This window comes from Marinobacter sp. LV10MA510-1 (assembly GCF_002563885.1).
GTDB lineage: Bacteria > Pseudomonadota > Gammaproteobacteria > Pseudomonadales > Oleiphilaceae > Marinobacter.
Map to the genome: position 1 here is coordinate 4011107 of NZ_PDJA01000001.1, position 22945 is coordinate 4034051.

General features: G+C 50.2%; 20 protein-coding genes and 1 pseudogene. 16 read left to right on the top strand and 5 right to left on the bottom strand.

All coding sequences use genetic code 11. The features are described from left to right. Positions 1-396: 396 nt before the first annotated feature. The 9 genes and pseudogenes from ATI45_RS19340 (at position 397) to ATI45_RS23360 (ending at position 12252) form a co-directional block, all read left to right on the top strand. On the top strand, positions 397-1440 hold the full coding sequence (locus ATI45_RS19340) for an IS91 family transposase (RefSeq protein WP_228736064.1): 1044 nt from the start codon (positions 397-399) through the stop codon (positions 1438-1440). Between the two features lie 389 nt (positions 1441-1829). Then, positions 1830-2162 (top strand): hypothetical protein, encoded by a 333-nt coding sequence (locus tag ATI45_RS19345; protein WP_098421228.1) that lies wholly within the window; start codon positions 1830-1832, stop codon positions 2160-2162. Positions 2163-2191: 29 nt separating this feature from the next. Next, a complete protein-coding gene (locus tag ATI45_RS19350; RefSeq protein ID WP_098421229.1) occupies positions 2192-2851 on the top strand; it encodes a hypothetical protein in 660 nt (219 codons plus the stop codon). Positions 2852-3416: 565 nt separating this feature from the next. Then, positions 3417-3989 (top strand): hypothetical protein, encoded by a 573-nt coding sequence (locus ATI45_RS19360; RefSeq protein WP_098421231.1) that lies wholly within the window; start codon positions 3417-3419, stop codon positions 3987-3989. A gap of 80 nt (positions 3990-4069) precedes the next feature. Then, complete coding sequence (locus ATI45_RS19365) at positions 4070-5641, top strand: transposase (RefSeq protein WP_098421232.1); 1572 nt, start codon at positions 4070-4072, stop codon at positions 5639-5641. Positions 5642-6343: 702 nt separating this feature from the next. Further along, positions 6344-8047: pseudogene (locus ATI45_RS19370) on the top strand (retron Ec67 family RNA-directed DNA polymerase/endonuclease); the annotation flags it as partial. A 723-nt stretch (positions 8048-8770) separates the two neighbouring features. Continuing rightward, a protein-coding gene (locus ATI45_RS19380; protein ID WP_228736018.1) for an IS3 family transposase occupies positions 8771-10338 on the top strand; the annotation gives its coding sequence in 2 pieces (ribosomal slippage) (positions 8771-9256 and positions 9259-10338; 1566 coding nt in all). A gap of 381 nt (positions 10339-10719) precedes the next feature. Then, positions 10720-11640, top strand: coding sequence for a hypothetical protein (locus ATI45_RS19385; RefSeq protein ID WP_098421234.1), 921 nt, complete (start codon positions 10720-10722; stop codon positions 11638-11640). Between the two features lie 75 nt (positions 11641-11715). Next, positions 11716-12252 carry a DUF4238 domain-containing protein gene (locus ATI45_RS23360; RefSeq protein ID WP_098421235.1) on the top strand — a complete coding sequence of 179 codons (537 nt, stop codon included), beginning with the start codon at positions 11716-11718 and terminating at the stop codon, positions 12250-12252. 28 nt (positions 12253-12280) lie between these two features. Here the strand turns inward: ATI45_RS23360 and ATI45_RS19395 are convergent, their stop codons facing one another. Next, positions 12281-12571, bottom strand: coding sequence for a type II toxin-antitoxin system RelE/ParE family toxin (locus ATI45_RS19395; RefSeq protein WP_098421236.1), 291 nt, complete (start codon positions 12569-12571; stop codon positions 12281-12283). Continuing rightward, positions 12564-12785 carry a TA system antitoxin ParD family protein gene (locus ATI45_RS19400; RefSeq protein ID WP_098421237.1) on the bottom strand — a complete coding sequence of 74 codons (222 nt, stop codon included), beginning with the start codon at positions 12783-12785 and terminating at the stop codon, positions 12564-12566. The genes ATI45_RS19395 and ATI45_RS19400 overlap by 8 nt, the downstream gene beginning before the upstream one ends. Positions 12786-13186: 401 nt before the next feature. Between ATI45_RS19400 and ATI45_RS19405 the strand changes: the two genes are divergently transcribed. The 7 genes from ATI45_RS19405 to ATI45_RS19435 all read left to right on the top strand — a co-directional run bounded on the left by ATI45_RS19405 (position 13187) and on the right by ATI45_RS19435 (position 17911). Further along, positions 13187-13459 carry a CopG family ribbon-helix-helix protein gene (locus tag ATI45_RS19405; RefSeq protein WP_098421238.1) on the top strand — a complete coding sequence of 91 codons (273 nt, stop codon included), beginning with the start codon at positions 13187-13189 and terminating at the stop codon, positions 13457-13459. Next, positions 13456-13737 (top strand): type II toxin-antitoxin system RelE/ParE family toxin, encoded by a 282-nt coding sequence (locus ATI45_RS19410; RefSeq protein WP_098421239.1) that lies wholly within the window; start codon positions 13456-13458, stop codon positions 13735-13737. The genes ATI45_RS19405 and ATI45_RS19410 overlap by 4 nt, the downstream gene beginning before the upstream one ends. A 237-nt stretch (positions 13738-13974) precedes the next feature. Further along, complete coding sequence (locus tag ATI45_RS19415) at positions 13975-14253, top strand: type II toxin-antitoxin system RelE/ParE family toxin (protein ID WP_007349587.1); 279 nt, start codon at positions 13975-13977, stop codon at positions 14251-14253. Between the two features lie 10 nt (positions 14254-14263). Continuing rightward, positions 14264-14551 carry a HigA family addiction module antitoxin gene (locus tag ATI45_RS19420; RefSeq protein WP_098421240.1) on the top strand — a complete coding sequence of 96 codons (288 nt, stop codon included), beginning with the start codon at positions 14264-14266 and terminating at the stop codon, positions 14549-14551. Between the two features lie 126 nt (positions 14552-14677). Then, entirely contained in the window at positions 14678-15523 is an 846-nt protein-coding gene (locus ATI45_RS19425; RefSeq protein WP_098421241.1) for an REP-associated tyrosine transposase, read from the top strand. 446 nt (positions 15524-15969) lie between these two features. Next, positions 15970-16776, top strand: coding sequence for a hypothetical protein (locus tag ATI45_RS22070; protein ID WP_143751192.1), 807 nt, complete (start codon positions 15970-15972; stop codon positions 16774-16776). Positions 16777-16987: 211 nt separating this feature from the next. After that, the gene (locus tag ATI45_RS19435; protein WP_098421243.1) at positions 16988-17911 is read left to right on the top strand and encodes a M14 family metallopeptidase; all 924 of its coding nucleotides are present in this window, start codon (positions 16988-16990) and stop codon (positions 17909-17911) included. Positions 17912-18011: 100 nt separating this feature from the next. Here the strand turns inward: ATI45_RS19435 and ATI45_RS19440 are convergent, their stop codons facing one another. From ATI45_RS19440 to ATI45_RS19450, 3 genes are read right to left on the bottom strand one after another with little or no spacing between them, the layout of a single operon-like run. Continuing rightward, entirely contained in the window at positions 18012-19223 is a 1212-nt protein-coding gene (locus ATI45_RS19440; protein ID WP_098421244.1) for a c-type cytochrome, read from the bottom strand. Positions 19224-19225: 2 nt separating this feature from the next. Beyond that, complete coding sequence (locus tag ATI45_RS19445) at positions 19226-19771, bottom strand: (2Fe-2S)-binding protein (RefSeq protein WP_228736066.1); 546 nt, start codon at positions 19769-19771, stop codon at positions 19226-19228. Positions 19772-19797: 26 nt separating this feature from the next. Further along, positions 19798-22629, bottom strand: a complete 2832-nt coding sequence (locus ATI45_RS19450) for a xanthine dehydrogenase family protein molybdopterin-binding subunit (protein ID WP_098421246.1) — start codon at positions 22627-22629, stop codon at positions 19798-19800. Positions 22630-22945: the final 316 nt, after the last annotated feature.

A 22945-nucleotide genomic window follows, 5' to 3' on the forward strand; every position in this document is an offset into this window, starting at 1 on the left:
TATGTAACCTCGGTGCAACATCTGAACATAAAAAAACTGGTATATCTACGTTACACGGCCGCCCAAATTAATAGATACTCAAGGTCATTTCTGACGTTTGCCACGGCTAGCCCCCAAGCACCTCAGGTCAGTTGCCGAGCCGCGTCACTGAATCATACTTCTGGTGGAGTGCCTATGGGAAGGGGCGCCTCGATAAGAACGCTCCGCCGCGCCATAGCTTTTTGTCGGAGACGAAACCTTCAGCAATCCCTCTTCCATGCTTTGAGGTTCTGGTAAAGGGGGTCAGGTCTTGCGTTTTGCCTCTGCCTTGCTCTTTGGTTGTAATCGTCTCATTCTGGCTGGTCTCAATTAGAACCATGGAAGGAGCCAAGGAATGGCCAGACCGCTGCGACTGGAATTTGCCGGCGCGTTGTACCATGTGACGTCACGTGGTGCTGGGGTCAGGTCTTGCGTTGTGATCATTGTCAGGCCCGCTCCATCTGCTACTACGGATGCCGGGACCGGCATTGTCCGCAATGCCAGGGCCATGCAACTGAACAATGGAGCGCACGTCAGCGCTCCCTGTTACTGCCGGTGCCTTACTTTCATTTGGTGTTTACGCTACCTCACACTTTGAACGGCTGGATTCAGCTCCATCCCGACGTGATCTATCGATGTCTGTTCGCCGCAGTCTGGGACACGCTTAACCAGTTTGGGCGCAACACCCGGCACCTCGGCGGCGAACTGGGTATGACGGCGGTGCTCCACACCTGGGGACAGAACCTGAGCCGTCATGTGCACGTGCATTGCTTGATCCCCGGCGGCGTGTTGACCGGCACTGGTGACTGGCACAAAGCCAAAAGCCACTACCTGTTCCCGGTACGGGCCTTATCCCGGCGTTTTCGAGGGCGCATGGTGTCGTTGCTAAGAGCGGCGGTGAACGCAGGTGAACTGCACCGGGTTACCAACAGGGATGAGGTTGATGGCGTGCTCAACGGCTTGATGCAACACGAGTGGGTGGTCTACACCCGACACTGCCTGAACCAGGCCGAGAGCGTGGTGGATTATCTGGCTCGCTACACTCACCGAATCGCCATCAGTAATGGGCGTTTGTTGACGATGGAGGATGACCGGATCGCCTTCCGCTATAAGGACTATCGGGATCATTCCCGATTGAAGACTCAATGGCTGGATGGCCAGGAGTTCGTACGGCGATTCCTGATGCACATTCTGCCCAAAGGCTTCATGCGAATTCGCCATTTTGGCTACCTGAGCAACTGCACTCGACGCCGCAAACTGACGGTTATCCGGCACTGTTTATCGCAGCCGCTCAAACCAGAAGCGACACTGGAGAGCCCGGTGTCTCAGCGGTGCTGGCCCTGCCCCCTCTGTGACAACGGTCTGGTTCGTATGATTCGTCAGATCCCACGATTTAAACCAGCGGTGATCCTAACGGGCTAACCCATCCCCGCACGGTTCGGTGCTTGGAAAACAGCCGTTCTCAAGGAGCTGTGCGTTTCTGCGGGCCAACGCTGGAAAAACGGGTACCTGAGGGCTAATCTGAGGGGAATCACAACAAGGAACCGCCTCATGAAGGATCGAATGAGACCAAAACCCGCCGGCATCGCTTCGCGCCCGGCCCCAGATGGACCGTTCAGGCCCGCCCTTCAAATTACTTTATCCTTAAGCATCGTTCGATAGCTGCGGAGTTGGCGGCTTAGTCCAACAGACATTTAAAGGTCATGCTGCGCACGACCATTAAATGCTTAGGTGTTATGCGCCTCTCCGACACAACCTGTCGCTCAGGTAACGTAAGCTGAAAGACAAAATGAGCAAAAGGGGTATAAGGTATGTCGAATTTTGATCAAAAATTTGAAGCATTATGCCTTACGATGCTTGCAAAACAGCATCCGGACATTGTGAAAGTTACGGGCGAGGTGGTTTTCCGTGCAGAAGATGATGAAGACCGCTTGAGTGGTACATCTTGGACGCTTGAAAAAGACATTTTCGATCAAGTAACTGACTCGGGCTTCAAACTTCACCTGATCGAACTTCTTGATAAATGTATTGAATATCGAGGCCAGTGTGATGAACAGCCTAAAAAAGAAGGTGTTGTACGTTTTGGCGGTGGCGATTTAAACATAGAATGGCTACCTAACGGATCCACCCATTTGTCTAATTAATTTGGGCAGGAGCTAACCTGAGTGTCTTTATGGATAATAGAAAAGTTTCAGAAACAGACTGTGTTGATCAGTTGCTGAATTTTTGGGAAGAGGTATTCCCAGAAGGCTGGCATTTCAACAGAGATGGAGTGATCTCAAAAGAAAGCTGGGATGGTATTGGTACAAAGGTTTTGTTTGTTTTAAAGGAAACAAATGAAGCAAAACAAAATATTGTCATAGCGATTAATAGAGCTATTGAAGTAAAGAGAAGCGGTTGGTGGCGAGGAAAAGTTCTTCGTCGGGTCGGACGATGGGCTTACGGGCTTCAAAATTATGATGGGACTGTGCCACCGCTCAAAGATGCTAAGTCAAATGAAAAAAGTGCGATTAAGGGTATTGCATATATAAATATAAGAAAAACTTCTGGGAAAGCTAGAACCAAAAAAAAGACGTTTGATGCTCATGCGTGTGAATTTGCTCCTTTTGTAAGAAGGCAAATTGAGTTAATAAAGCCGGACATTGTTGTGCTTTGCGGCACATATGACCAAGTTAAACGCTATGTCTTCCCTGAACTAAAAAAAGTTAGTGAGCGAGTTCATGTTAATGAGGGCACTGTCTTCATCAATGCTTTCCATCCTGCCGCAAGGAGAAAATCGTCAATGCTTTATCATCAAGTTCTCGATAACTACCACGCTTACAAAAATCTATAAAATTTGAAATATGCACATAACAAGTGCAGGCACGGCGACGCCCACTACATTGCGCCTTCGGCTCCATTCCGTGGGCGCGCATGCTGCAAGCGTTAGCTGGATTGATGTGGTTCCTTTTTGGTGGTTCGGTGCCAGTGGCCTTGGCCCAGAGTTGGTGACAAAACCGATATTTTTCAGTTGCGCCAAAGCCGTCGAAATCGGTGGTCAGTTGGCAGCACAGCGGTTCAAAAGTGGCGACAGAAAATTGGGCGTTCTGTTTGTGGGGCTGTCCGGCGTAAGCAAGTTTTTGGCCTGCTAATCTGGCGTTCTGGTTCATTCGCCGCATCGTTTGCAGTGTTTTTGACACTGTGCATCTGCGGATCTTGGCATAAGGGCAGCGGCGGAATAGGCTATCATTTTGAGTGCCAGGGGCTGGGCTGTCAGTTACACCCAGCTAACAAATCGCAGCAGTGCGCGGCCTACGGCCGCCGGACGTCCCTGACGGGCCGCCGGACGTCCCTGACGGGCCGCCGGACGTCCCTGACGGGCCGCCGCTGTGCTTCGCGTTAAACGGTAGGAGAAACCTGTGGCGGAGAAGCTAGCCTATTATGGCTTCAGGTATATGTTTGCCTCGCTTGAGTCATTGAAAAAGGACGTTGATTTCGAGAGCATTAAGCTGTCGGAGAGACTTGCCTTGCTCACCTTTGCTGCATTTACTTATGAGTCGTTCCTAAATCATGTGGGGCATCACATCCTGAAATCCTGGGATGAACACCTGAAGCCAAAGTTATCTCCAAACGGGAAAATGGAGTTTCTTTGCGAGGTAGGGAAAATCGATATCGACTATTCTTGTAGCCCATTTCAGTCGTTCAAAAAAGTTATGGAGTTACGCAATCAATTAGCTCATGCCGAAACAGAATATGTCCCATATGATCCGGTGAGCCATGCTAACCCTGAGGACTGGCCGAAACCTAAATGGCAACGGGTTGTGTCATCATTAAACGTGAGTCGCGTAATTTCTGATCTTGAGGAAATTGTAGCTATTTTAGAAAAAGGGCTCGGCTTGCCTCCCGTTCCTGCCTTTTTGCTTATGGAGCGGGTTGATGTGCCGGACGCCCTTTTCATTGCGGCTTCGCCTTCATTACAAGGTCGCCGCTAAGCTTCGCGTTGAGGCTGTAGAAAAACCCCAAGTCGGACCGATTTTGGTAGTATTGAGAAAACAGACAGGGAGCCGTCGGTATGCCTCGTTTCAAGCACTACAACTACGACCAAGATACGATGGTCGTCATCAACTACCGAGAGCAGCTCCAGCCCGGCACTTTTGAACACGCCGTTCATTACCTGATTGAGCACAAGCTGGATCTGACGGTGTTTCATCCGAAATATCGCAACGACGACACCGGCCGACTGGCCTACGATCCTGCCATTCTGTTGAAGATCATTCTGTTTGCTTACTCCAAAGGCATCACCTCCAGCCGCGAGATCCAGTGGTGCTGCGAGACCAACATCATCTTTAAAGCGCTGTCTTGCGATACCGTCCCGCACTTCACCACCTTGGCCAAGTTTGTCAGCCAGCACGCCGATGAGATTGAAGAACTGTTCGAGCAAATACTGCTGGTGTGTCATGAGCAGGGGCTTTTGGGCAACGAACTGTTTGCCATCGACGGCTGCAAGATGTCGTCAGACGCGGCGAAGGAATGGTCTGGTACCTTTAAAGAGCTGGGCGAGAAACGGGACAAGCTGAAACGGTTGATTCGCCATCACCTGCATGAACACCACGAGCGGGATGAGGCCGAAACCGAAGCGGAACTGGACCGAGATATTCGACGGGCGAAAATCGTGCTCTCTCTGGATGAGTCCATGAAAAAAGTGGACCACTTCCTAAAGACGAACAGCCCAAGAATGGGCCAGGGGAAACGACTCAAGGAAGTGAAGAGCAACATCACCGATAACGAAAGCGGCAAGGTGACCACCAGCAAAGGCACGATCCAGGGCTATAACGGCGTGGCTACAGTGGACAAAAAACACCAGATTATCATCGATGCTCAAGCCTTCGGTGAAGGCCAGGAACACCATACTTTAAAGCCGGTGTTAGAGACCGTTCAGCGTCGCTATAAAAAGCTGGGCATCGCCGACAACATCTATCAAACCGGCGCGATCGTGACCGCCGACACCGGCTTCGCCAACGAAGCCAATATGAAGTACCTGCATGAACACCAGATCAACGGTTACATCCCGGACAACCGCTTCCGAAGCCGTGATCCCAAGTTCGCAGACCAGAAAGCCAAGTACGGTAAGCGCCCGCAAACCCCATCGAAGAGCGGTTGGAAACACGTGATTCCGGCCAGTGAATTCCAGTTCGACCCGGTTACGATGACGTGCATCTGTCCCGCCGGAGAATCCCTGCGCCACCAAGGCACCCGAACCGACCAAAACGGCGTACCCAGAGCCCACTTCCAAGGGCGACTATTGCAGTGCCGCCACTGCCCAAAAAAGCATCAATGCATGCAGAATCCCAGCTCAGCAGATCACCACAAGGGAAAAGGGAGACAGGTCTCCTACACCCTGGAGCTCAGGCGCGGCCCAACGTATACCGACTGGATGAAACACCGAGTCGATAGCCAGCAAGGCAAAGCGATTTACGGTCATCGCATGTCGGTGGTTGAGCCCGTGTTCGGCAACATCGGCAGCAACAAACGTCTGAATCGCTTCAGCCTGCGGAGCAAAAAGAAGGTGCAGGGTCAGTGGCAGTTGTATTGCCTAGTGCACAACATTGAGAAGCTGGCGAATTATGGGCAGTTGGCGGCATGAAACTGGGGCTAGGATATGGCCAGATATAGGCCACAGACGGCCATGTGTAGAGTGTTCAGCGCCGGATATCAATAATGCTGCGGTGTTGCCGTCACATGATCAAACTTGCGCCAGTTGATCACAGGCTGTGAAAAAACAAAAAAGCGGCTGCGGGTTGGGCTCTGAAAAGGGTTTTTCTACAGCCTCGTTAGAAATTTTGTAACGCACGCTACAGCACAAAATATTTCAAGCAGGTAGCGAATTCTGAGCAAATCGGCATTATTTAAAGACAAGTGCAGATTAGTATTATTTAATGGAAACCGAGATAAGCGGAAATATCTAAAACCAAGATTGGATTACAGCCGTTCCCGCACGAGAAAGCGGATAGTCTTTAGTGCTATAGTTTCGTTAAGCAATGCCAAGGCGAAGCCTAGCCCCGACAACGTACCACTGATGTTGCTTTTTTTGCTTGTATATCATGTTATAACGATATAAATTAGATATGGCTCACATGCAGATTTGTTGGTTGCGTTTCGCAACCTGTGACAACATGGTCTAAGTGACTCGCCTTCTCGGATTGCTCCATATTGCTTTCCTGAATTACTCGCTAGCGGCGCGTAAGAGTGCATGTGAGCTATTTTTTTTCTTTAAATGAAAAGAGTATAATTTGATTCACAGAAGAAACTATTTATTACTTAAGCAGGCTAAAAAAAACCTGAATTAGCCTCAATATTGGGCGTTTCTGCTTCTTTCCTAACCAGAACCTTGTATAGACCGGGTGTAAAATCACACGTAAACTCGCATTACCATCAATTTGAGATTGCCAAGAAATCAGGCGGTGTCAGGACAATCAGTGCGCCATCAGATGAATTGAAAGACCTACAACGTAAATTGTCTGATTTACTCTTGGACTGTAAAACAGTTATTCATTTTGATAATAAAGTTGAATGCACTCTTTCACATGGCTTTGAACGAGAAAGATCTATCATAACGAATGCTCGTATTCATCGAGCTAAAAAAAATGTATTAAATTTGGATTTGGCAGATTTCTTTGGAAGCTTCAATTTTGGTAGGGTTCGTGGATTTTTTATTGCAAATAGAGATTTTAAATTAGATCCCCATACAGCAACCATTATTGCTCAAATAGCATGCTACAAAGACACTCTACCCCAAGGCAGTCCATGCTCTCCCGTGATTGCTAATCTCATAACTAGCAGCCTTGATATTAAGCTGTCAAAGTTAGCTAAAAGAAATGGCTGCTCGTATACGAGATATGCTGACGACATAACTTTTTCGACTAGAAAAAAAAGCTTTTCAATAGCCATTGTCAAAGACATTGAAAATATAACACTAGGTTCAAAACTACTTGGTGAGATAAGACGTGCAGGCTTTTCTGTCAACCCTAAAAAAACCAGATTGCAATTTAAAGATTCAAGGCAGGAGGCAACTGGCTTAGTAATAAATAAAAAAGTAAGTGTTAAATCAGAATATTGGCGTTTAACCAGAGCTATGGCTCATTCTCTATTTAAAACAGGGAAATTTACGATTGCCAAACAAGATGATTCTTTCAGAGATGGCCATTTATCAGAGCTTGAAGGTCGGTTAACTTTTATTGATTCTGTCGATTTTTATAACAACCTAGAAAAAAAGAAAAGGCCAGAGCCAAAATTTGAACCTAAGATACATACTGGCATTAATAAATTTCGTGATAAGTTAAATTCACGTGAAAAAGTCTATGGGCGGTTTCTGCAATATAAGCATTTTTTTTCAAATGAATATCCGACAATATTAACCGAAGGAAAAACTGATAACGTATATTTAAAAAGTGCTTTGAGCCAACTTCAAGCTACCTATCCTAATTTAGTTAACCCTAAATCAGCTAAAACAAAATATTCGCCGAAGCTAAAATTTCCTGATTTAAATCGTAAAACAATGTACTTACTTGATCTAGGTGATGGTGCAACACCTTTTGTTAGATTTGTTCAAAGGTATGCTTCTGATTTAAAACACTTTGAAGACAAGAAAGCTAAGAATCCAGTAATTCTAGTACTTGATAATGATACAGGACCTAGAGATTTATTAAGCCATTTAGTGAATAAAGTTAAATCATGTCCTAATCATTTAACCACACTAAAAAGTAACGGCTTTATTTATTTGTTCCATAACCTTTACCTTATTTTGACTCCACTCAATCCAGGTGGAAAAGACTCCGCTATGGAAGATCTATTTGATGCTATAACTCTCGGAAATGTGATTGATGGGAAAACATTTTCACCAGCTAAGCATATCGATGTCAGCAAGCATTATGGAAAACATATCTTTTCTACTAAGATTGTTCGTTCAAATAAAGAAAAAATTAACTTTGATAAATTTAAGTATATCTTTGATGAAATTGAGAAAGTTAAGCTGCATTTCTCAGCATTATAACGCCTGTAATACCTTTATGATTTTTCAGGCGGCGGATCAACTTCAATTAGTTTTTTAAATTCGTTCTTTTGATGGGCTTCGGCAATGGCGGCGGATAATTTTAAGGATTTTGATGAAGTGCTAGATTCAAAAATTCAAAGCAGCAGATTTACTAACCATGCGCTCCATGGGAACCATACTGCGGTCCCATGAGCTATTTCGTTAAATTTTAAGGGAATACGGGACTAACATCCGTGCACAGATATCGCGAGGGGTTCATAAAGGGACGCCTCTTTTTCCCCATAAACATGCGGACGGGACGTACGTCGCTACCACCTCGCGGTTTGAAGAAGACTATGTCCGTGTTGATTCAGTTGATGAACTTAAGGCTTTGATAGAGTCGGGATTCGGGGCGCGGATGTCAAACCCGGAAACTGGGAATGCGCCGTCATTTATCATCAATAAAAATATTCAGGTGGAAGAAGGCGTGCATGCTCGGCCTACCTCAGAAATTCTGAAATCGGCTTCTCACGAAGTAGATCTTGATGGGGATTCGAGGTCGAAATATCGAAAGGAGCAGAGTCTTTTGAGAGCCTACTTGTTGGCTGGCGAAGATTCTGGACGTTGCGCGATATGTAATCATGAATTCCCCTTTGACATGCTTGTTGCCCCCTCTGCCAGCCTAGTTGTCCAGTTGGCGATTTAGCCTAAATTCATGTCAGATTGGGCGGTATGAGAGCAGTCATGCCACGTTATTCCGAGGAACGTAAAGCGGCCGTGTTGAAGAAGTTGTTGCCTCCGCAGAACCGCAGTGTGGTGTCGGTGGCCGCAGAGGAAGGCATATCCGAAGTGACTCTGTACAATTGGTTAAAACAATGCCGACAACAAGGGGTGCCTGTGCCGGGTTATCGTAATGCTGGAGACGAGTGGTCTCCTGATGCCAAGTTGGCCGTCGTGATCGAAACGGCGTCTATGTCCGAAGCTGAACTGGGTGCGTATTGCCGCCAGAAAGGTCTTTATTCCGAGCAGGTGCAGCGCTGGAAAGAGGCTTGTCTTCACGGTACCGGCCTGCAAGAAGGGCAAGAGAAAGCCGCTCAGAAACAGCAGCGTGATGCCCGTAAAACCATCAAAAAGCTGAAGGCGGAAGTTCGCCGTAAAGACCGGGTTCTGGCAGAAACGACCTCGTTGTTGGTGCTGTCAAAAAAGCTCGAAGCCTTGTACGGCGAGGACCCGGACAGCGAGGACAGCTAACACCGCTGACCGAGCGTACAAGGCTTTTAAACGACTATGACGAAGCTGTCGCCAGTGGCGCAGCCCGGTACAAGGCGGCCGATTTGATGGAGCTGAGCCAGCGCACGTTGAAGCGCTGGCGACGCACTAATGGCGCTGTGAAGGAGGATCAACGTCCGCAAGCGGAGCGCGTTGTGCAGCCACACCAGCTCACTCACGCTGAAGAAGCGGCCATCCTGGACACCTGCAATGAACGGGAGTATCAGAGCTTGCCACCGTCCCAGATCGTGCCTCGACTGGCTGACAAAGGGCTTTACCTGGCGTCTGAGTCCTCGTTTTACCGAGTTCTCAAAAAGCACCAGCAATTGAATCATCGGGGCCGCATGAAACCGCCGCGCAAGGTCCCTGAGCCCACCAGCTTTACCGCCACAGGCCCGAACCAGGTGTGGAGCTGGGACATCAGTTACTGTCCTTCAGAGGTGCGCGGCCAGCACTGGTATCTGTATCTGATCATGGACATCTACAGTCGCAAAATCGTGGCTTGGGAAATCCACGAAGCAGAGTCCGGCGAGCTTGCCAAAAAGCTCATTGATCGAGCCCTGTTGCGCGAGAGATGTTGGCAAAACCCACCGGTGCTGCATTCAGATAATGGCGCTCCGATGACGTCCTACACGTTGAAAGCGCGGCTGGCAGAATTGGGTATGTTGATGTCGCACAGCCGGCCAAGGGTGAGCAACGATAACCCGTACTCAGAGTCGTTGTTCAAGACGCTGAAGTACTGCCCAAAGTGGCCCGCCAAGGGCTTTTCATCACTCACGGCGGTGCGCAAATGGATGCTGTTGTTCGAGCAGGCCTACAACGAGGAGCACCTGCACAGCGGCATCAACTTCGTGACGCCTGCACAACGGCACCAGGGTGTTGATGCAGAGTTGTTAGCCAAACGCGAAGCGGTTTATGAACGAGCAAAGAGTCTGAATCCAAGGCGTTGGTCTGGTGACATTCGAAACTGGAAGGTCGCCGGAGCCGTGTCCCTCAACCCTGGAAAACTGCAGGAAATTGAGCGCAATAAACAGGCTGCTTAAGTGCAGCTATTTGGACAACTGGGTTGCAAATCACCGGTTGCTGCGCACATAAAGAAAAGGTCTGAGTGTTCAGCATCGGAGAAAAGAGATATATCAAATATTGCAGCGTTGATGTGCAAAACAGGCTGCGATGACTTATATGAACAAGGATATTTATCGGTCCGCGACGGTGAGGTAGTGCATACTAAAAAGAAAGTTACTTCGATCAAAGTTATAGAAGTTCTTTCGCAGGTGACCGGAAATAGAGTGGGAAACTGGGAAGGCAGTAATGCTTACTATAAGTGGCATCACTCCAAATTTAACAAGTGAATAAGCTGCCGTTTTGCGCTGGCGCCCCAAACGGCAGCTTATTCAAGGCGTTAAAGGAAACATCATTCAGGTATGAAGTTTAAAAATCTATCTTTTGTATTCGTTTGGCTTTTTCTGATCGTATCTCTAGCATTTATACCTCAACGCAGTTTGATTTCATCTTTCTCTGTAGAGGCTGCCCTGTCTTGGTTAGGGGTTTTGATCCTTTCAGGGCTCACAATAAGGAGCCTATTTAAGGCAAAAAATGAGTACGGCGAGTTTTTTTTACTTTTAAAGTCCAAGTTTAAACCTAAGCCTTTCAAAGCAAGCAAAACAGTTGATCGATTGATATTGAGTGGTGGTTCCTGTTGGTTTTTGATTCTCCTTTTTAAGGATAGCCTTTTCCCCATACCTCTGTTTATTCTTGGTGCGATTCTGATGGTTTGGGGGCTTTCTCTATGCTTAGAGGAAAATGGAGTTTATAAGTTTTCGGAAACACGTCTCTCCAATAAGTGGATTTTGGCTGCAATATCTTCTTCTGTTTTATACTGGGCGGGCTTCACGGCTGCATCACAAATAAATTCAGTTTTTGGTATCGATCCCAGCTTTTTCCCTTTTTCCTTTTCGGCGATGATTGTATTTAACGTTGCCACCTTACTATTTCTTTTAATGATTCCCGTTTTCCTTGCTTCAAGCGCTGTTATGGTGGTTGGTTTTATATCTGAGGTTAAAAATAGAGAGGTGAGCAAAGACAATTCTGCAATACTACCGCTCGTGTTAGCCTTTAGCGCTTACGCGGCAATTTTTGGACTGACGATGCTCCAGCCTGCGGTACAACTACAAGCGGCGAGGTCAATAGCTCTAAAAACGGACTTCAACTCGAAAAACGTATGTCAGTCAGAGTGGCTCAATGGGAAGCCCGTCATATTTTTGGGTCCAAACTTGAAATACGTTTTGTCGCAATCTAAAGAAAATGCCGAAGAGTTCAAGGTCCAGGAATGTCTATCTCTTTAACAATCGCGTCAACGGGACCGCTTTGTTCCGCTGCCGCTCCACAAATCGGCCCGTTATGCCGGCGTTAAGACGAATATGAGCTCACCTAAACGACATCATTTTGTACCACGTGCTTACCTAGAAGGTTTCAAGGAGCCTAATTCGGACTTCCTGAATATCTACAGTAAGCGGTCAGGGCTCTGGCGGCGCCAGAAAGCCAACCAGGTTATGGTTCGAAATAAATATTACTGTCAGAGCTGGGTGCCGGATAACGTCGATGAGAATATTCTGGAAAAAGGCCTTGGCAATGAGCTGGAGCCGAAAGGACTTAGCTCATTGAAGCGTCTCGTTGAGAATCCTAGCCAGCTGACAGACGACGATACTGCGAACATAATTGCTTATATTGAGTTTCAACGAATCAGGGTTCCGCGACAAGCTGACGAAGAGGCAAAGTGCCGGGGTCAGGTCTTGCGTTTTGCCTCTGCCTTGCTCTTTCGTTGTAATCATCCGACTCTGGCATGTCTCAATTTAGAACCACGGAAGGAGCCAAGGAGTGGCCAGACTGCTGCGACTGGAATTTGCCGGTGCGTTTTATCATGTGACGTTAATTGTCGCGCTATAACGAATATATGAGGCAGCGTTTACACGACTTCGGCAAACGTCACTCTTTCCGCTGGGTATCGCGGTAGAAGTTTTCGTGTAAGCTCAGGGCCATCAGTTCAAGAACAAGGGCGCCATCATCAAAACTATAGCCCAGCAGTGTCAGTTGCTTGTTCATTTTGAACTTATGCACTCGCAGAAAGGCCAGATTCCCTTTCTTCTGCTCGCCAATGTTGGGGTTGGCCATTAAGTCCTTAACGGCCAAATCAAGGTCTTTCTTCTGATTGGGCTTGAGCTTTTTTACCGCCTTTTTGAATGTAGGGGTCTGCAACACACTGGTGGCTTTAACCAAAATCGAAGGCCTCCAGCTTTCCGGCGTCCCGCTCTGCCTGTGCGATGATGGCCTGTCTTACAAACTCGTAAGGTAAGTCGGGGTTATCTTCCATCATCTCGCCGATTTTTGCCCAATGTTCTATTTGTTTGGGCGGGGTTCGATTAAGCGCTTTGGCCATAATAGTGGCCTTTTCAATTAGGTTTTGGTCTAAGCGAATACTGTTCGTGGCCATTTGGACCTCCTGTATTGAGTTGCCTCAATTGTAGCAATGCGCCACAATTGATGCAAGTTGTAACAAGGCACTGTTGTCGGACTGTTTTTCCGCTGACGGTACAAAGCAGCCGCAAATCGGGGCTTTAGGATCAACTAAAAAGCAAAGGTCCCGGGGTCAGGTCTTGCGTTTTGCCCCTGTCTTGCCCTTTCGTTGTAATCTTTCACTCTATCCGGCATCAATTAGAACCACGAAAGAGCTAGGGAATTGCCAGACAGCGGCGACTGGAATTTGCCGGCGCGTTTTCCGTTTGAGGTTTCGCCGAAATCGGCGTGAGATGATTTTTGAATCTGACGATGACCGCCGCACCTTTACCGACTATTATGTAATACAGTGTAGTTATTGAGTCTGAGGGTATCGTCATGAGTGTCACTACAGTTCGTCTTCAAGCAGAAGTTGAGCAGCATCTGGAAGCCATCGCCGGTAGGCTTCATCGGAGTAAGAGCTGGGTAATCAACCAAGCATTGTCGGAATACATAGAAAAGCAGCAGCTAGAGCAGGAGCGATGGACGCAAACGCTGGAAGCAATGGAATCTGCCGCACAAGGCAAGTTGGTTGATGCCAGTGAGGTACACAGTTGGCTTAAGAGTTGGGGAATCGAGAACGAGCAGGATGCGCCGAGATCAGGTAAGTGAAACTGGTTTACACGGATGAAGTCATTGAAGATTTAAAGCGCCTCAGGGCGTTCATCGCGGTTAACAACCTGTCGGCGGCGGCCAGGATTGCCATCGAATTGGTTGGTAAAATCGAGTTGCTTCCAGATTTCCCCAACATGGGCACACAAGTGGAAATGGCACCGGTGCCTAATTCCATTCGAGATATGATTTTCGGAAAGTACAGTGTTCGATACTCAGTTCACGCCAGTGTCATCATCATTCTGCGGGTATGGCACAGCCTGGAGGGTGAACGATAGCAATTTAACCAGGGCCTGCATCCCCTCTACGGTAGTACTGTACCTAGGTCAGGTCTTGCGTTTTGCCTCTGCCTTGCTCTTTCGTTGTAATCGTCTCATTTTGTCCCGTCTCAATTAGATCCGTGGAAGGAGCCAGGGAATGGCCAGACCGCCGCGCCTACCCTCATTCCAAAGTCGTGAATGCGGCGGGCGTTATGTGCTTTTGACACCCGATACGTTACAGGGTACATTCAAGGAATGATTCGAAGTTTCAAACACAAGGGTCTGGCTAAATTCTTCAAGTCCGGCAGCACCGCAGGGATTCAGGCCGCTCATGCAAAGAGGCTTCGGCTTATTCTCGGTAGGCTAAATGCAGCGTCAGACGTTAATGATATGGACTTACCAGGCCTTCGACTGCACGAGCTCTCGGGGAATCGCACCGGAATTTGGTCAGTGACGGTCAGTGGTAACTGGCGAGTGACGTTCTGGTTTGAGGACGGAGATGCCGAGATAGTGAATTACGAAGATTACCACTGAGGTACCGCCGATGTTGATGCACAACCCTCCCCACCCGGGTGAAGTCTTGCGAGAACTTTGTCTGGAACCCCTTGGCTTGTCTGTAACGGCTGCCGCAGAAGCATTGGGGGTAAGCCGCAAAACTCTGAGCGCCGTGCTGAACGGCAGGGCTGGTATTAGTCCCGAAATGGCTATTCGGCTTTCTATCGCGTTTGATACCTCGGCAGAGAGTTGGCTGAACCAGCAGTCTCAATATGAACTCTGGCATGCTGAGCAACATCGCAAAGAGCTCAAGGTTAAGAAGCTTGTCGCTGCCTGAAGCAACACATAACCAAGCCAGAAAGTAGTTCCGGGGTCAGGTCTTGCATTTTGCCTCTGCCTTGCTCTTTCGTTGTAATCGTCTCATTCTGTCTCGTCTCAATTAGAACCACGGAGGAGCCAAGGAATGGCCAGACCGCTGCGACTGGAATTTGCCGGCGCGTTGTACCATGTGACGTCTCGCGGAAATCGACGTGAGATGATTTTTGAATCTGACGATGACCGCCGCGCCTTTTTGTCCGTTTTCGACGAAGTGTGTGAGACTTTCAACTGGGAATGCCACGCCTACTGCCTAATGGGCAATCACTACCATCTTTTGATTGAAACACCTGACGGCAATCTTTCGAAAGGTATGCGCCAACTTAACGGGGTGTACACGCAGCACTTCAATCGAACTCATGGTCGGGTGGGGCATGTTTTTCAGGGACGGTATAAGGCGATCCTGGTTGAGAAAAACAGTTACCTATTGGAGTTGTGTCGATACATCGTTCTAAACCCTGTTCGCGCTGCCATGGTTCGATCTGCAATTGATTGGCCGTGGAGTAGTTATCGGGCGACAGTGGGTTATCAGCAGGGCTTCAATGCACTAAATATAGATTGGATTCTTGCTGCTTTTGGTGAGCGTCGTGAAGCAGCAACAATCTGTTATGAGCGATTCGTAGCTGAAGGCATGAACCAGTTGTCCCCTTGGAAACAATTAAAAAATCAGATTTATCTGGGAAGCGACCAGTTTGTCGATGACATGCAGAGACGGATTGAGAGGCCAGATATGCTGAGCGAGATACCGTCCAGCCAGCGTCGCTCCTTGGCAAAGTCTTTACAGCATTATGCGGATGTTGCTTCCTCTCGGAACGAGGCTATCGTTCTATCCTATTCAAGCGGCGGATACGGCATGAAGGTGATCGGCGATTTCTTTGGGCTGCATTATTCTCGCATAAGCCGGATTATTCGAGAGGCAAAACGCAAGACCTGACCCTGAGAATTCTCATTGCATTGTTTAACCTTTTGGGGGAGGTCGAAAAAGGGCTAGAGTAGGCTAGTTTATGTGCATTAGCGCTACGGATGCGCTTGTTTATTAAGGATGACAGCCGATGATTTCTTCTGTATCGACCCTGTATTTTTTTGGTTTTCCGGCACCTGTGGTCCCTGAACTTTTGGCCACTGATTTTTAATTCGTGGTGAGTTTGCCCGGAATTCAGAGTGCTTGAGGTTTGAAGAATAGAGAGTTCTTCGTTATTAAAATAACGAAGCGGTAAAATAATTACAGATAGCTGTTTAGTTTCACTTTTTTAGGGACTTATTATTTATGGAGAAGAGTAAATTTTTTCCGTTAGACGATTGCGTGTTATGCGGCGGTCAATTTTTTGCAATAATGAAGAGCGCCATCTAATACGCCGTTAGCTTTAAATGGAGATTAAGGTGCCAAAATCAGGTTTATGTAAATTATGCCTAGATCATAAAGAATTGAAATTTTCACATGCGATAGGTGATTCCATATTTAAAAAAATATATCGAAAAAACTCAGGAAAGGCAATTTCCTTAACTTCCGATGACGATGCAATTTCGTATAGTAATGATAGCTGGGCTGAACATCAGCTTTGTAACGACTGTGAGACATTATTAAACTTAAATTATGAAGCATATTCTTTAGGAGCTTTAAGAGGAATAAAGGTTTCAGTAGATAAAACAAGCTTTGGTATTAAGTTTTCAAAGATAGATCAACATAGGCTTATATTGTACTTTTTATCAATACTATGGCGAGCAGCTAACTCTAATCACAGATCATATAAAAATGTAGTAGTAATCGATTCAGATAATGAATTTTTAAGAAATACGATCTTGAATAATCTAAAGGTTCCTTCTAGTAAATTTTCTATTAAAATTAGTAGAGTCATCGATTTAACTAAAAGCAAAGGTTTTAGTTCTGAAAGCATAAAAGAGCTTATTTTATCTCCTTTCTGTCGTATTTATGAAACTGATAAAGTTAATAATGTTTCAGTGTGCTTTATGTTTGAAGGTTTCTTTATAGAAATATTTACACCTTCCTTAAAGCTAAAAAATAGAAATAGTGCAGGTATATTGCATAAAAACAAAAATATCTTAATTGCACCGTATCTAGATCTTTTTACAATAGATGAGGTAGTCGCCCTTATGGTAAATAATTATGGCAAGCACCTCGAAGGTCGGAGTAAGATTAAATCTGATAAGAAAATCAACAAGGACTAAAAATAGCGGGCTGTTCGCTTCACTCCAATTTAGCCCACTACTTTTAGCCTGTTATTTGGGCGTTGAGGCTGTAGAAAAAGCCCAAACTAGGCAGAGTCCCGGGGTCAGGTCTTGCGTGTTGCCCCTGTTTTGGAGTAGTACAACTACCTACACCACCGCAGCAGTCTTGAAGGGTTTACGCCAGCATTGGCCATCATGGGAGAAAAGCGATATGAACACAGCTTCCGCACCCTATCCAATCGGTACGCCCGGCGCTCCTTGGGGCGACGAGGAGCGCGCCGAGTGGTTGTCACGACAGCCCCGGCAACGCAGCTACGAGTCCGAGGTGTTGAGTGTGACCGAGCGCCTGCGCCCGCGCTTCGATGTGGAACAGTATAGCCGTCTGGACTATGACCCCGAAAGCTATCCGCTGATGGCGATCCGCAGTCGCGACTGGCGTGACGATCTGCCGGTCGTGCTGATAACGGGCGGAGTACACGGCTATGAAACCAGCGGAGTTCACGGCGCGTTGCAGTTCGTCGATCGGCATGCGGCGGATTACGCGGGCCGCGTCAACTTGCTGGTTGTGCCCTGTGTTAGCCCTTGGGCTTACGAGCGCATCCATCGTTGGAACCCGAACGCGGTCGACCCGAACCGCTCGTTCCGCCATGGCAGTCCGGCTGAGGAGTCGGCGGCACTCATGCGACTGGTGGCGCCCGTTCGCGATAGAGTGCTGATGCATATCGACCTGCACGAAACCACCGATACCGACGAAACCGAGTTTCGTCCCGCGCTGGCGGCCCGCGACGGCCAGCCGTTCGAGGCGGCTGGGATTCCCGATGGCTTTTATCTGGTCGATGACAGCGAGAACCCGCAGCCTGAATTCCAACAGGCGGTGATCGCGGCGGTGGAGCAGGTCACTCATATCGCTCCGGCCGATGACAACGGCGAGATTATCGGCACACCGGTGGTCACTCGGGGCGTTATCCAGTATCCGCTCAAGCAGCTGGGCCTGTGCGCCAGTATTACCAGCGCCCCATACAAGACCACCACTGAGGTCTATCCCGACAGCCCCCGTACAACGCCCGAGCAATGCAATGCCGCACAAGCTGCCGCAGTGTGTGCGGCTATCGACTACGCGCTGGCGCGTCAGTAATCAGGGTGAAGTGGTTGAACGGAGTTTGTATTCCGGATAATTCGAGAGGCAAAACGCAAGACCTGACCCCGATGGCTGCGCATCGGCGCCCCTTGTTTATTTATTCGTTCTTCGCGGTCAACTCGTCCACGGCAGCGGCATCGATGGTCGCATCCAGACCGCCCCACGTCTGGCGCAGATAGTTCACGAGTTCGGCGATTTCCGCACTGCTCAGCTTGTCGGCAAAACTGGGCATGGCCTGCATGCGCTCGAAGCCACTGAATTTCTGGGCGCCAATACCGTCGTGAATTACCTTCACCAGGTTACGGCCATTGTCGAGACGTAAGGTGGTATTCCCCGCCATGGCAACTGCCACATTAGGCACCCCTTGGCCTTGTGCTCCGTGGCAACCGGCGCAGACGTTGAGGTAATGGCGACGGCCAGGGCTGTCGGCGCCTGCACTTTGCCCTGCGTCTACGATCCGGGCCTCCGGCGGGTTTTCGCCCATCAGGTAAAGGCTCATGGCCTTCAGGTCCTCGTCACGCAGATAGCGGGTGCTGTGATGAAAGACGGTGTACATCTCACTGAACATGGTGCCCTGGTCGCTGATGCCTTCGCGCAGGAAGGTTTGCAGATCCTCGGGTGTCCAGCCGCGGCCGGCGAGTTCGTCTGACGTCAGGCTGGGGGCCTCATAGCCGGCAATAACCCCGCCTTGAAGATGATTGTCGCGTTCCAGCGCACCCAAGGCGTTGCGCGGTGTATGGCATTCCCCGCAATGTCCCAGAACATCCACCATATAACGACCCCGCTGCCATTGCCTGGATTCGCCCTTGGCGTCGCCGGGGCTCTCGCCGGCGTACATGAGGTTCCAGAAGTTAAGCGTCCAGCGCATGCTGAACGGCCAGCTGAGGTCGGTTTCCGGAGCCTCAATGTTCACGGGCTTAAGACTCATCAGGTAGGCGTACATGGCATCCGAATCCTGACGCGGAATGCTGTGGTAGGCCGTGTACGGCATCGCCGGATAGAGTTGGGTGCCATCGGGCAGCTCGCCTTCAGTCAGCACGTGGTAGAACTCATCGGCACTGTAATCGCCGATGCCGTACTCCTTGTCGGGCGTGATGTTGGTGCCGTAAACGGTCCCGAATGGTGTTGCTATCGGAGCTCCGCCCGCGTAGGGCGTACCGCCTTCCTTAGTATGGCAGGCGGCGCAGTCAGCGGCGCGGACGAGATACTGACCCTGCTCCAGGATGCTGTTGTCTGATGTCGCGCTCCAGGCACTGGTGGTGCTCAGGCCCAGCACGAGGGCCGTTACGAGGATGCTGCGATAATTCATAATCAGCTCGCCTCTTTGGTGGTGCCCGGTGTCTTCAGAACGGCATCGCGGACGGCTTCAAAATAACGCACATAGCCGGTACATCGGCAGATGTGCGATTCCAGTGCCTCGCTGATGGTGTTTTCCAGCTGTGAACGCGCGATCGGCTGCCGCTGCAGACGCTCCACCAGAACGGTGGCAGCATTGACGAAACCTGGGGCGCAATAGCTGCACTGGAAGGAGAAATGCTCCAGGAACTGCTGTTGCACCGTGGAGAGGGTCTCGATATGGCCTTCTTCGTCTCGTTGTGCGTGCCCTTCAACCGTGCGGATTTTCTTGCCATTAAAGTAGTGGGCACCGGTGATGCAGGTGCGCACTTCCTCGCTGCTGCCGTCGGGCTTGTCAACGATCACCGTGCAGGCGCGGCACATGCCCTTACCACAGCCGAACCGGGTGCCGGTGAGGTTGCGGTATTCGTGCAGGTAGTCGAGCATCATTAGCTCTTCGGGGATGTCCTCAACCGGCTGAACCTGTCCGTTAATCGTGACCTCCAGTGAACGCGCCGGGATGGTGGCGGTCTTGAGCTGCTCCGTTGTCATAGGACCTCCCTGATCTTGTCCGGCGTAATGGGCAGGCTGCGGAAATGGTGGCCGATGGCATGGGCGATGCCGTTGCCGATGGCGCCGACGATGGGGATCATCACCACCTCTGCGATGCCTTTAGGTGGGTCGGTTCGCGACAGCGGCGGCAGGATTTCTGAGGTTTGCTGCCACACAGCGACTTCACTGGCCCGGGGTACATGGTAGCGATTCATATTCCAGGTGCCGTTGCCGGGGCCGTCTTCGTATAGGGGCATTTCTTCATAGAGTGCATGGCCGATACCCATGGCTGTCCCGCCCTGGATCTGCCCGGATACTAATTGCTCCACAAGCGTGTTACCACATTCCAGGAACGTGTGATGGTTCAGTAGCGAGACCTTGCCGGTTCCCGTATGCACGGCCAGCTCTGCCAGAGCGCCGCAGGCACTGTAGTAGGTGACGCCGGCATTATTGCGCTGGGTTGGTGGGATATAAGTATTCTTGCGGGTCAGCAAATGATAGCCCCGCTTGCTGGTCATCAGGGCTTTCTGGGCGTCGGTGGCGCCTGTGCCGTACTGGACGGCGAGCCCGTCCAGGGGTAGGTTTTCGGATCGACCGTTGATGTCATAGTCGGCCCTGGACCATTCCCAGCGATTGAAGGCGTGGCTGATGACACCGGTTACCAGGCCCATCTCGTGGGCGCGTTTGGCCAAGAACTCTAGAGGTAGTGGTTCCATTCCCCGTGCCGTCAGCTGGCCGGCTTCCCAGCGGGCGTTTTCCTCCCGCACCACATAAGGTGCCGACTGGCCGCCGCCAATCCCGCGCTGCCAGAAATCCTGGGCGGCGGGCCAAAGGCCGTGGCGGAAGATGATCCGGGCCGCCTCAAGGGTGGAGAAAGAGAAAAAGTAGGCCGAGTTGCTGGCACTGGAAGCCTGCAAGAGTAGCGGCGTCCAGCGAGGGTCCTGAACGGCCTTGTCCTGTTCCTCTTGGGAGATGAGGTAGGGATTGGTGGTCTCGTACATCTGCATGTCGTCCCACTCCATCTCCGCTGTACGCACCTGATCGGCGGCACGACCCAGCCAGGCGGCTACTACGGCGGCCTGGCTGGTGGAGTAGCCGGTGCCCATTTCGGCGCCGGTGTTACGCACCTCGATACGGCCCTCTGGTGTCAGGCGAACTTCGGAGAAGGCGGACTCAGCGCCATGGCCAAAGTCTTTATGCACACACGCAAACCCGACGCCGTAGCGCTCTTCCGGGTGGGCGGCTTCATACGCCTGCTTGCGTGTCTCGCGTTCGGTCCAGATGGCGTGTTTCTGGGCCTTACGCAGAATTTCTTCACTTCGAAGGTGGCCGGCCGGAATCGCACCCTGAGTATTCTTCATACCGCTTTTGAACACGTTGCGGAGGCGCAGCTCGATGGGGTCCATACTCAGCTGGCTGGCGATCTCATCCACCATCAGTTCTGTGGCGGACATGGTCTGCAAGGTGCCGTAGCCCCGGAACGAACCGGCTTCTGGCATGCGCGAGTATATCGCCGTGGCGGTCAGGTCGCTGCTGGGCATGTAGTAAATCGATTGCGCGGCCGTGGCGCCGACGAAGGCTACAGAGTTGGAGAAGTTGGCGCGGCCACCGCCGTTGGCCGTCAGATCCTGTTTGAAAATCTGGAACTTGCCGGTCTTTCGATCCACCGCCAGGCGGTTCTTCATGGTGAAGGGATGGCGTTTCATGGTGGCTTGGAACTGCTCGAAGCGGTCGTTGGCCAGCCGCACCGGGTTGCCGTCTGCGTAAAGTGCAGCGATTAGCCCGTAATACGGGAAGATACTGGCATCCTTGGAACCGTAGCCCACGGTGTAGGCCGGATGCAGGAAGAATCGCGTGCTCTGGAAGGAGCTCTTGGATAGGATTTCCGGCATCCAATTGGCGAGTTCGTGGGGTGACTGAGTGCCGCAGACCACATGCATATCGCCTTTGCTCTGGTCGAACCAACAGTTGGTGTTATCCGCCTCCAAAGCGAAATGATCCGTGTACTGGGAGTTGTATTCGCCTTCGAACACCAGCCAGTCGGCAGACGCATTGTCCAGTTTGTCCTGCAGTTGCTGGGCGTAGAACATCGCCTTTTCGGTGTTTTTGCCGTTCTCCAGTGCTTCAGGCCATATCGGGTGACGCTTGCGGAAGTCCGGATAAAGGATGGTCTCCTGCAAGGCGGAGAAGGTGTCTTCTGCGAAGGGTGTGTCGCCCCCAACACGAATGTAGCGGAAGGCACCGTAGGGTGGCTTTTCCGGAAGCGGTGTCTGCTCGCCGTAAACGATCACATCGTCGGCGAATTGGATACGGTTCTTGGCCAGCCGATAACGGGCGAAGTCGTGGTAGATCAGCATGGCCACCGGGTAGCCGAGGTAGAGTGGTGTATCGCCTTTGGCCAGAAAGAAGTCGGGGCCAAAAAAACGGGGTACTTCGATTTTATCCCGGTCCATGTCTTCCGCGGTGACGAGGCGATCCGGCATTAACCCGGCCTGCTCCAGGCGGCTCAGGTTGATGTCCTTGAGCTTATGATCACAGCGGGTCGCACGGATGATAAAGGCGTGGGATTGATGATCTGGCCAATGGGGCATGTCTTTCGCCCTGATATCGCGGGCAAAGACCTTGCTGCCGGTCACCTTGGCGATGCCGTCAAGACGGAAACGCATTTTGCCCTCCGCAAGCTGCCACGCCTCATTGGTCGGCGACAGTACGCGACCCTCGAAGAGGGCGCCGAAGGCATCGCTGCCCAAAGGAGCGAGGTAGGCAGTTACGCCCGCAACAGCGCTCCCTTTGAGAAAGGAGCGTCGGGATAGGGACGATCTGGACATACCGAGATCCCTCATCGGTGTGAATTGCTAACTCTCACTATAGATAAGATCTGACAACTTGCATACGTTTGTACGTTCCACATTCATAAGCCCTTGGGCTTTAACATAGACGATTTACCCTCGCCGGGTCACCAATGCCAGCGCATTGGCCAGCTCCATAAACGGCTCGGGCTATGCCTATAAGAAGGGAAATTGCCGGGGTCAGGTCTTGCGTTTTACCTCTGTCTAAGGAAATTGCCGGGGTCAATGTGACGTCACGCGGAGATCGGTGTGAGATGATTTTTGAATCTGACGATGACCGCCGCGCCTTTTTGTC

Bases quoted from the DNA above. Each gene is read 5' to 3' on its own strand.
- ATI45_RS19405 (WP_098421238.1), top strand. From the start codon at position 13,187: ATGAGTGTCACTACAGTTCGTCTTCAAGCAGAAGTTGAGCAGCATCTG.
- ATI45_RS19420 (WP_098421240.1), top strand. From the start codon at position 14,264: ATGTTGATGCACAACCCTCCCCACCCGGGTGAAGTCTTGCGAGAACTT.
- ATI45_RS19365 (WP_098421232.1), top strand. From the start codon at position 4,070: ATGCCTCGTTTCAAGCACTACAACTACGACCAAGATACGATGGTCGTC.
- ATI45_RS19345 (WP_098421228.1), top strand. From the start codon at position 1,830: ATGTCGAATTTTGATCAAAAATTTGAAGCATTATGCCTTACGATGCTT.
- ATI45_RS19435 (WP_098421243.1), top strand. From the start codon at position 16,988: ATGAACACAGCTTCCGCACCCTATCCAATCGGTACGCCCGGCGCTCCT.
- ATI45_RS23360 (WP_098421235.1), top strand. From the start codon at position 11,716: ATGAGCTCACCTAAACGACATCATTTTGTACCACGTGCTTACCTAGAA.
- ATI45_RS19350 (WP_098421229.1), top strand. From the start codon at position 2,192: ATGGATAATAGAAAAGTTTCAGAAACAGACTGTGTTGATCAGTTGCTG.
- ATI45_RS19425 (WP_098421241.1), top strand. From the start codon at position 14,678: ATGGCCAGACCGCTGCGACTGGAATTTGCCGGCGCGTTGTACCATGTG.
- ATI45_RS19450 (WP_098421246.1), bottom strand. From the start codon at position 22,629: ATGTCCAGATCGTCCCTATCCCGACGCTCCTTTCTCAAAGGGAGCGCT.
- ATI45_RS19440 (WP_098421244.1), bottom strand. From the start codon at position 19,223: ATGAATTATCGCAGCATCCTCGTAACGGCCCTCGTGCTGGGCCTGAGC.
- ATI45_RS19385 (WP_098421234.1), top strand. From the start codon at position 10,720: ATGAAGTTTAAAAATCTATCTTTTGTATTCGTTTGGCTTTTTCTGATC.
- ATI45_RS19415 (WP_007349587.1), top strand. From the start codon at position 13,975: ATGATTCGAAGTTTCAAACACAAGGGTCTGGCTAAATTCTTCAAGTCC.
- ATI45_RS19400 (WP_098421237.1), bottom strand. From the start codon at position 12,785: ATGGCCACGAACAGTATTCGCTTAGACCAAAACCTAATTGAAAAGGCC.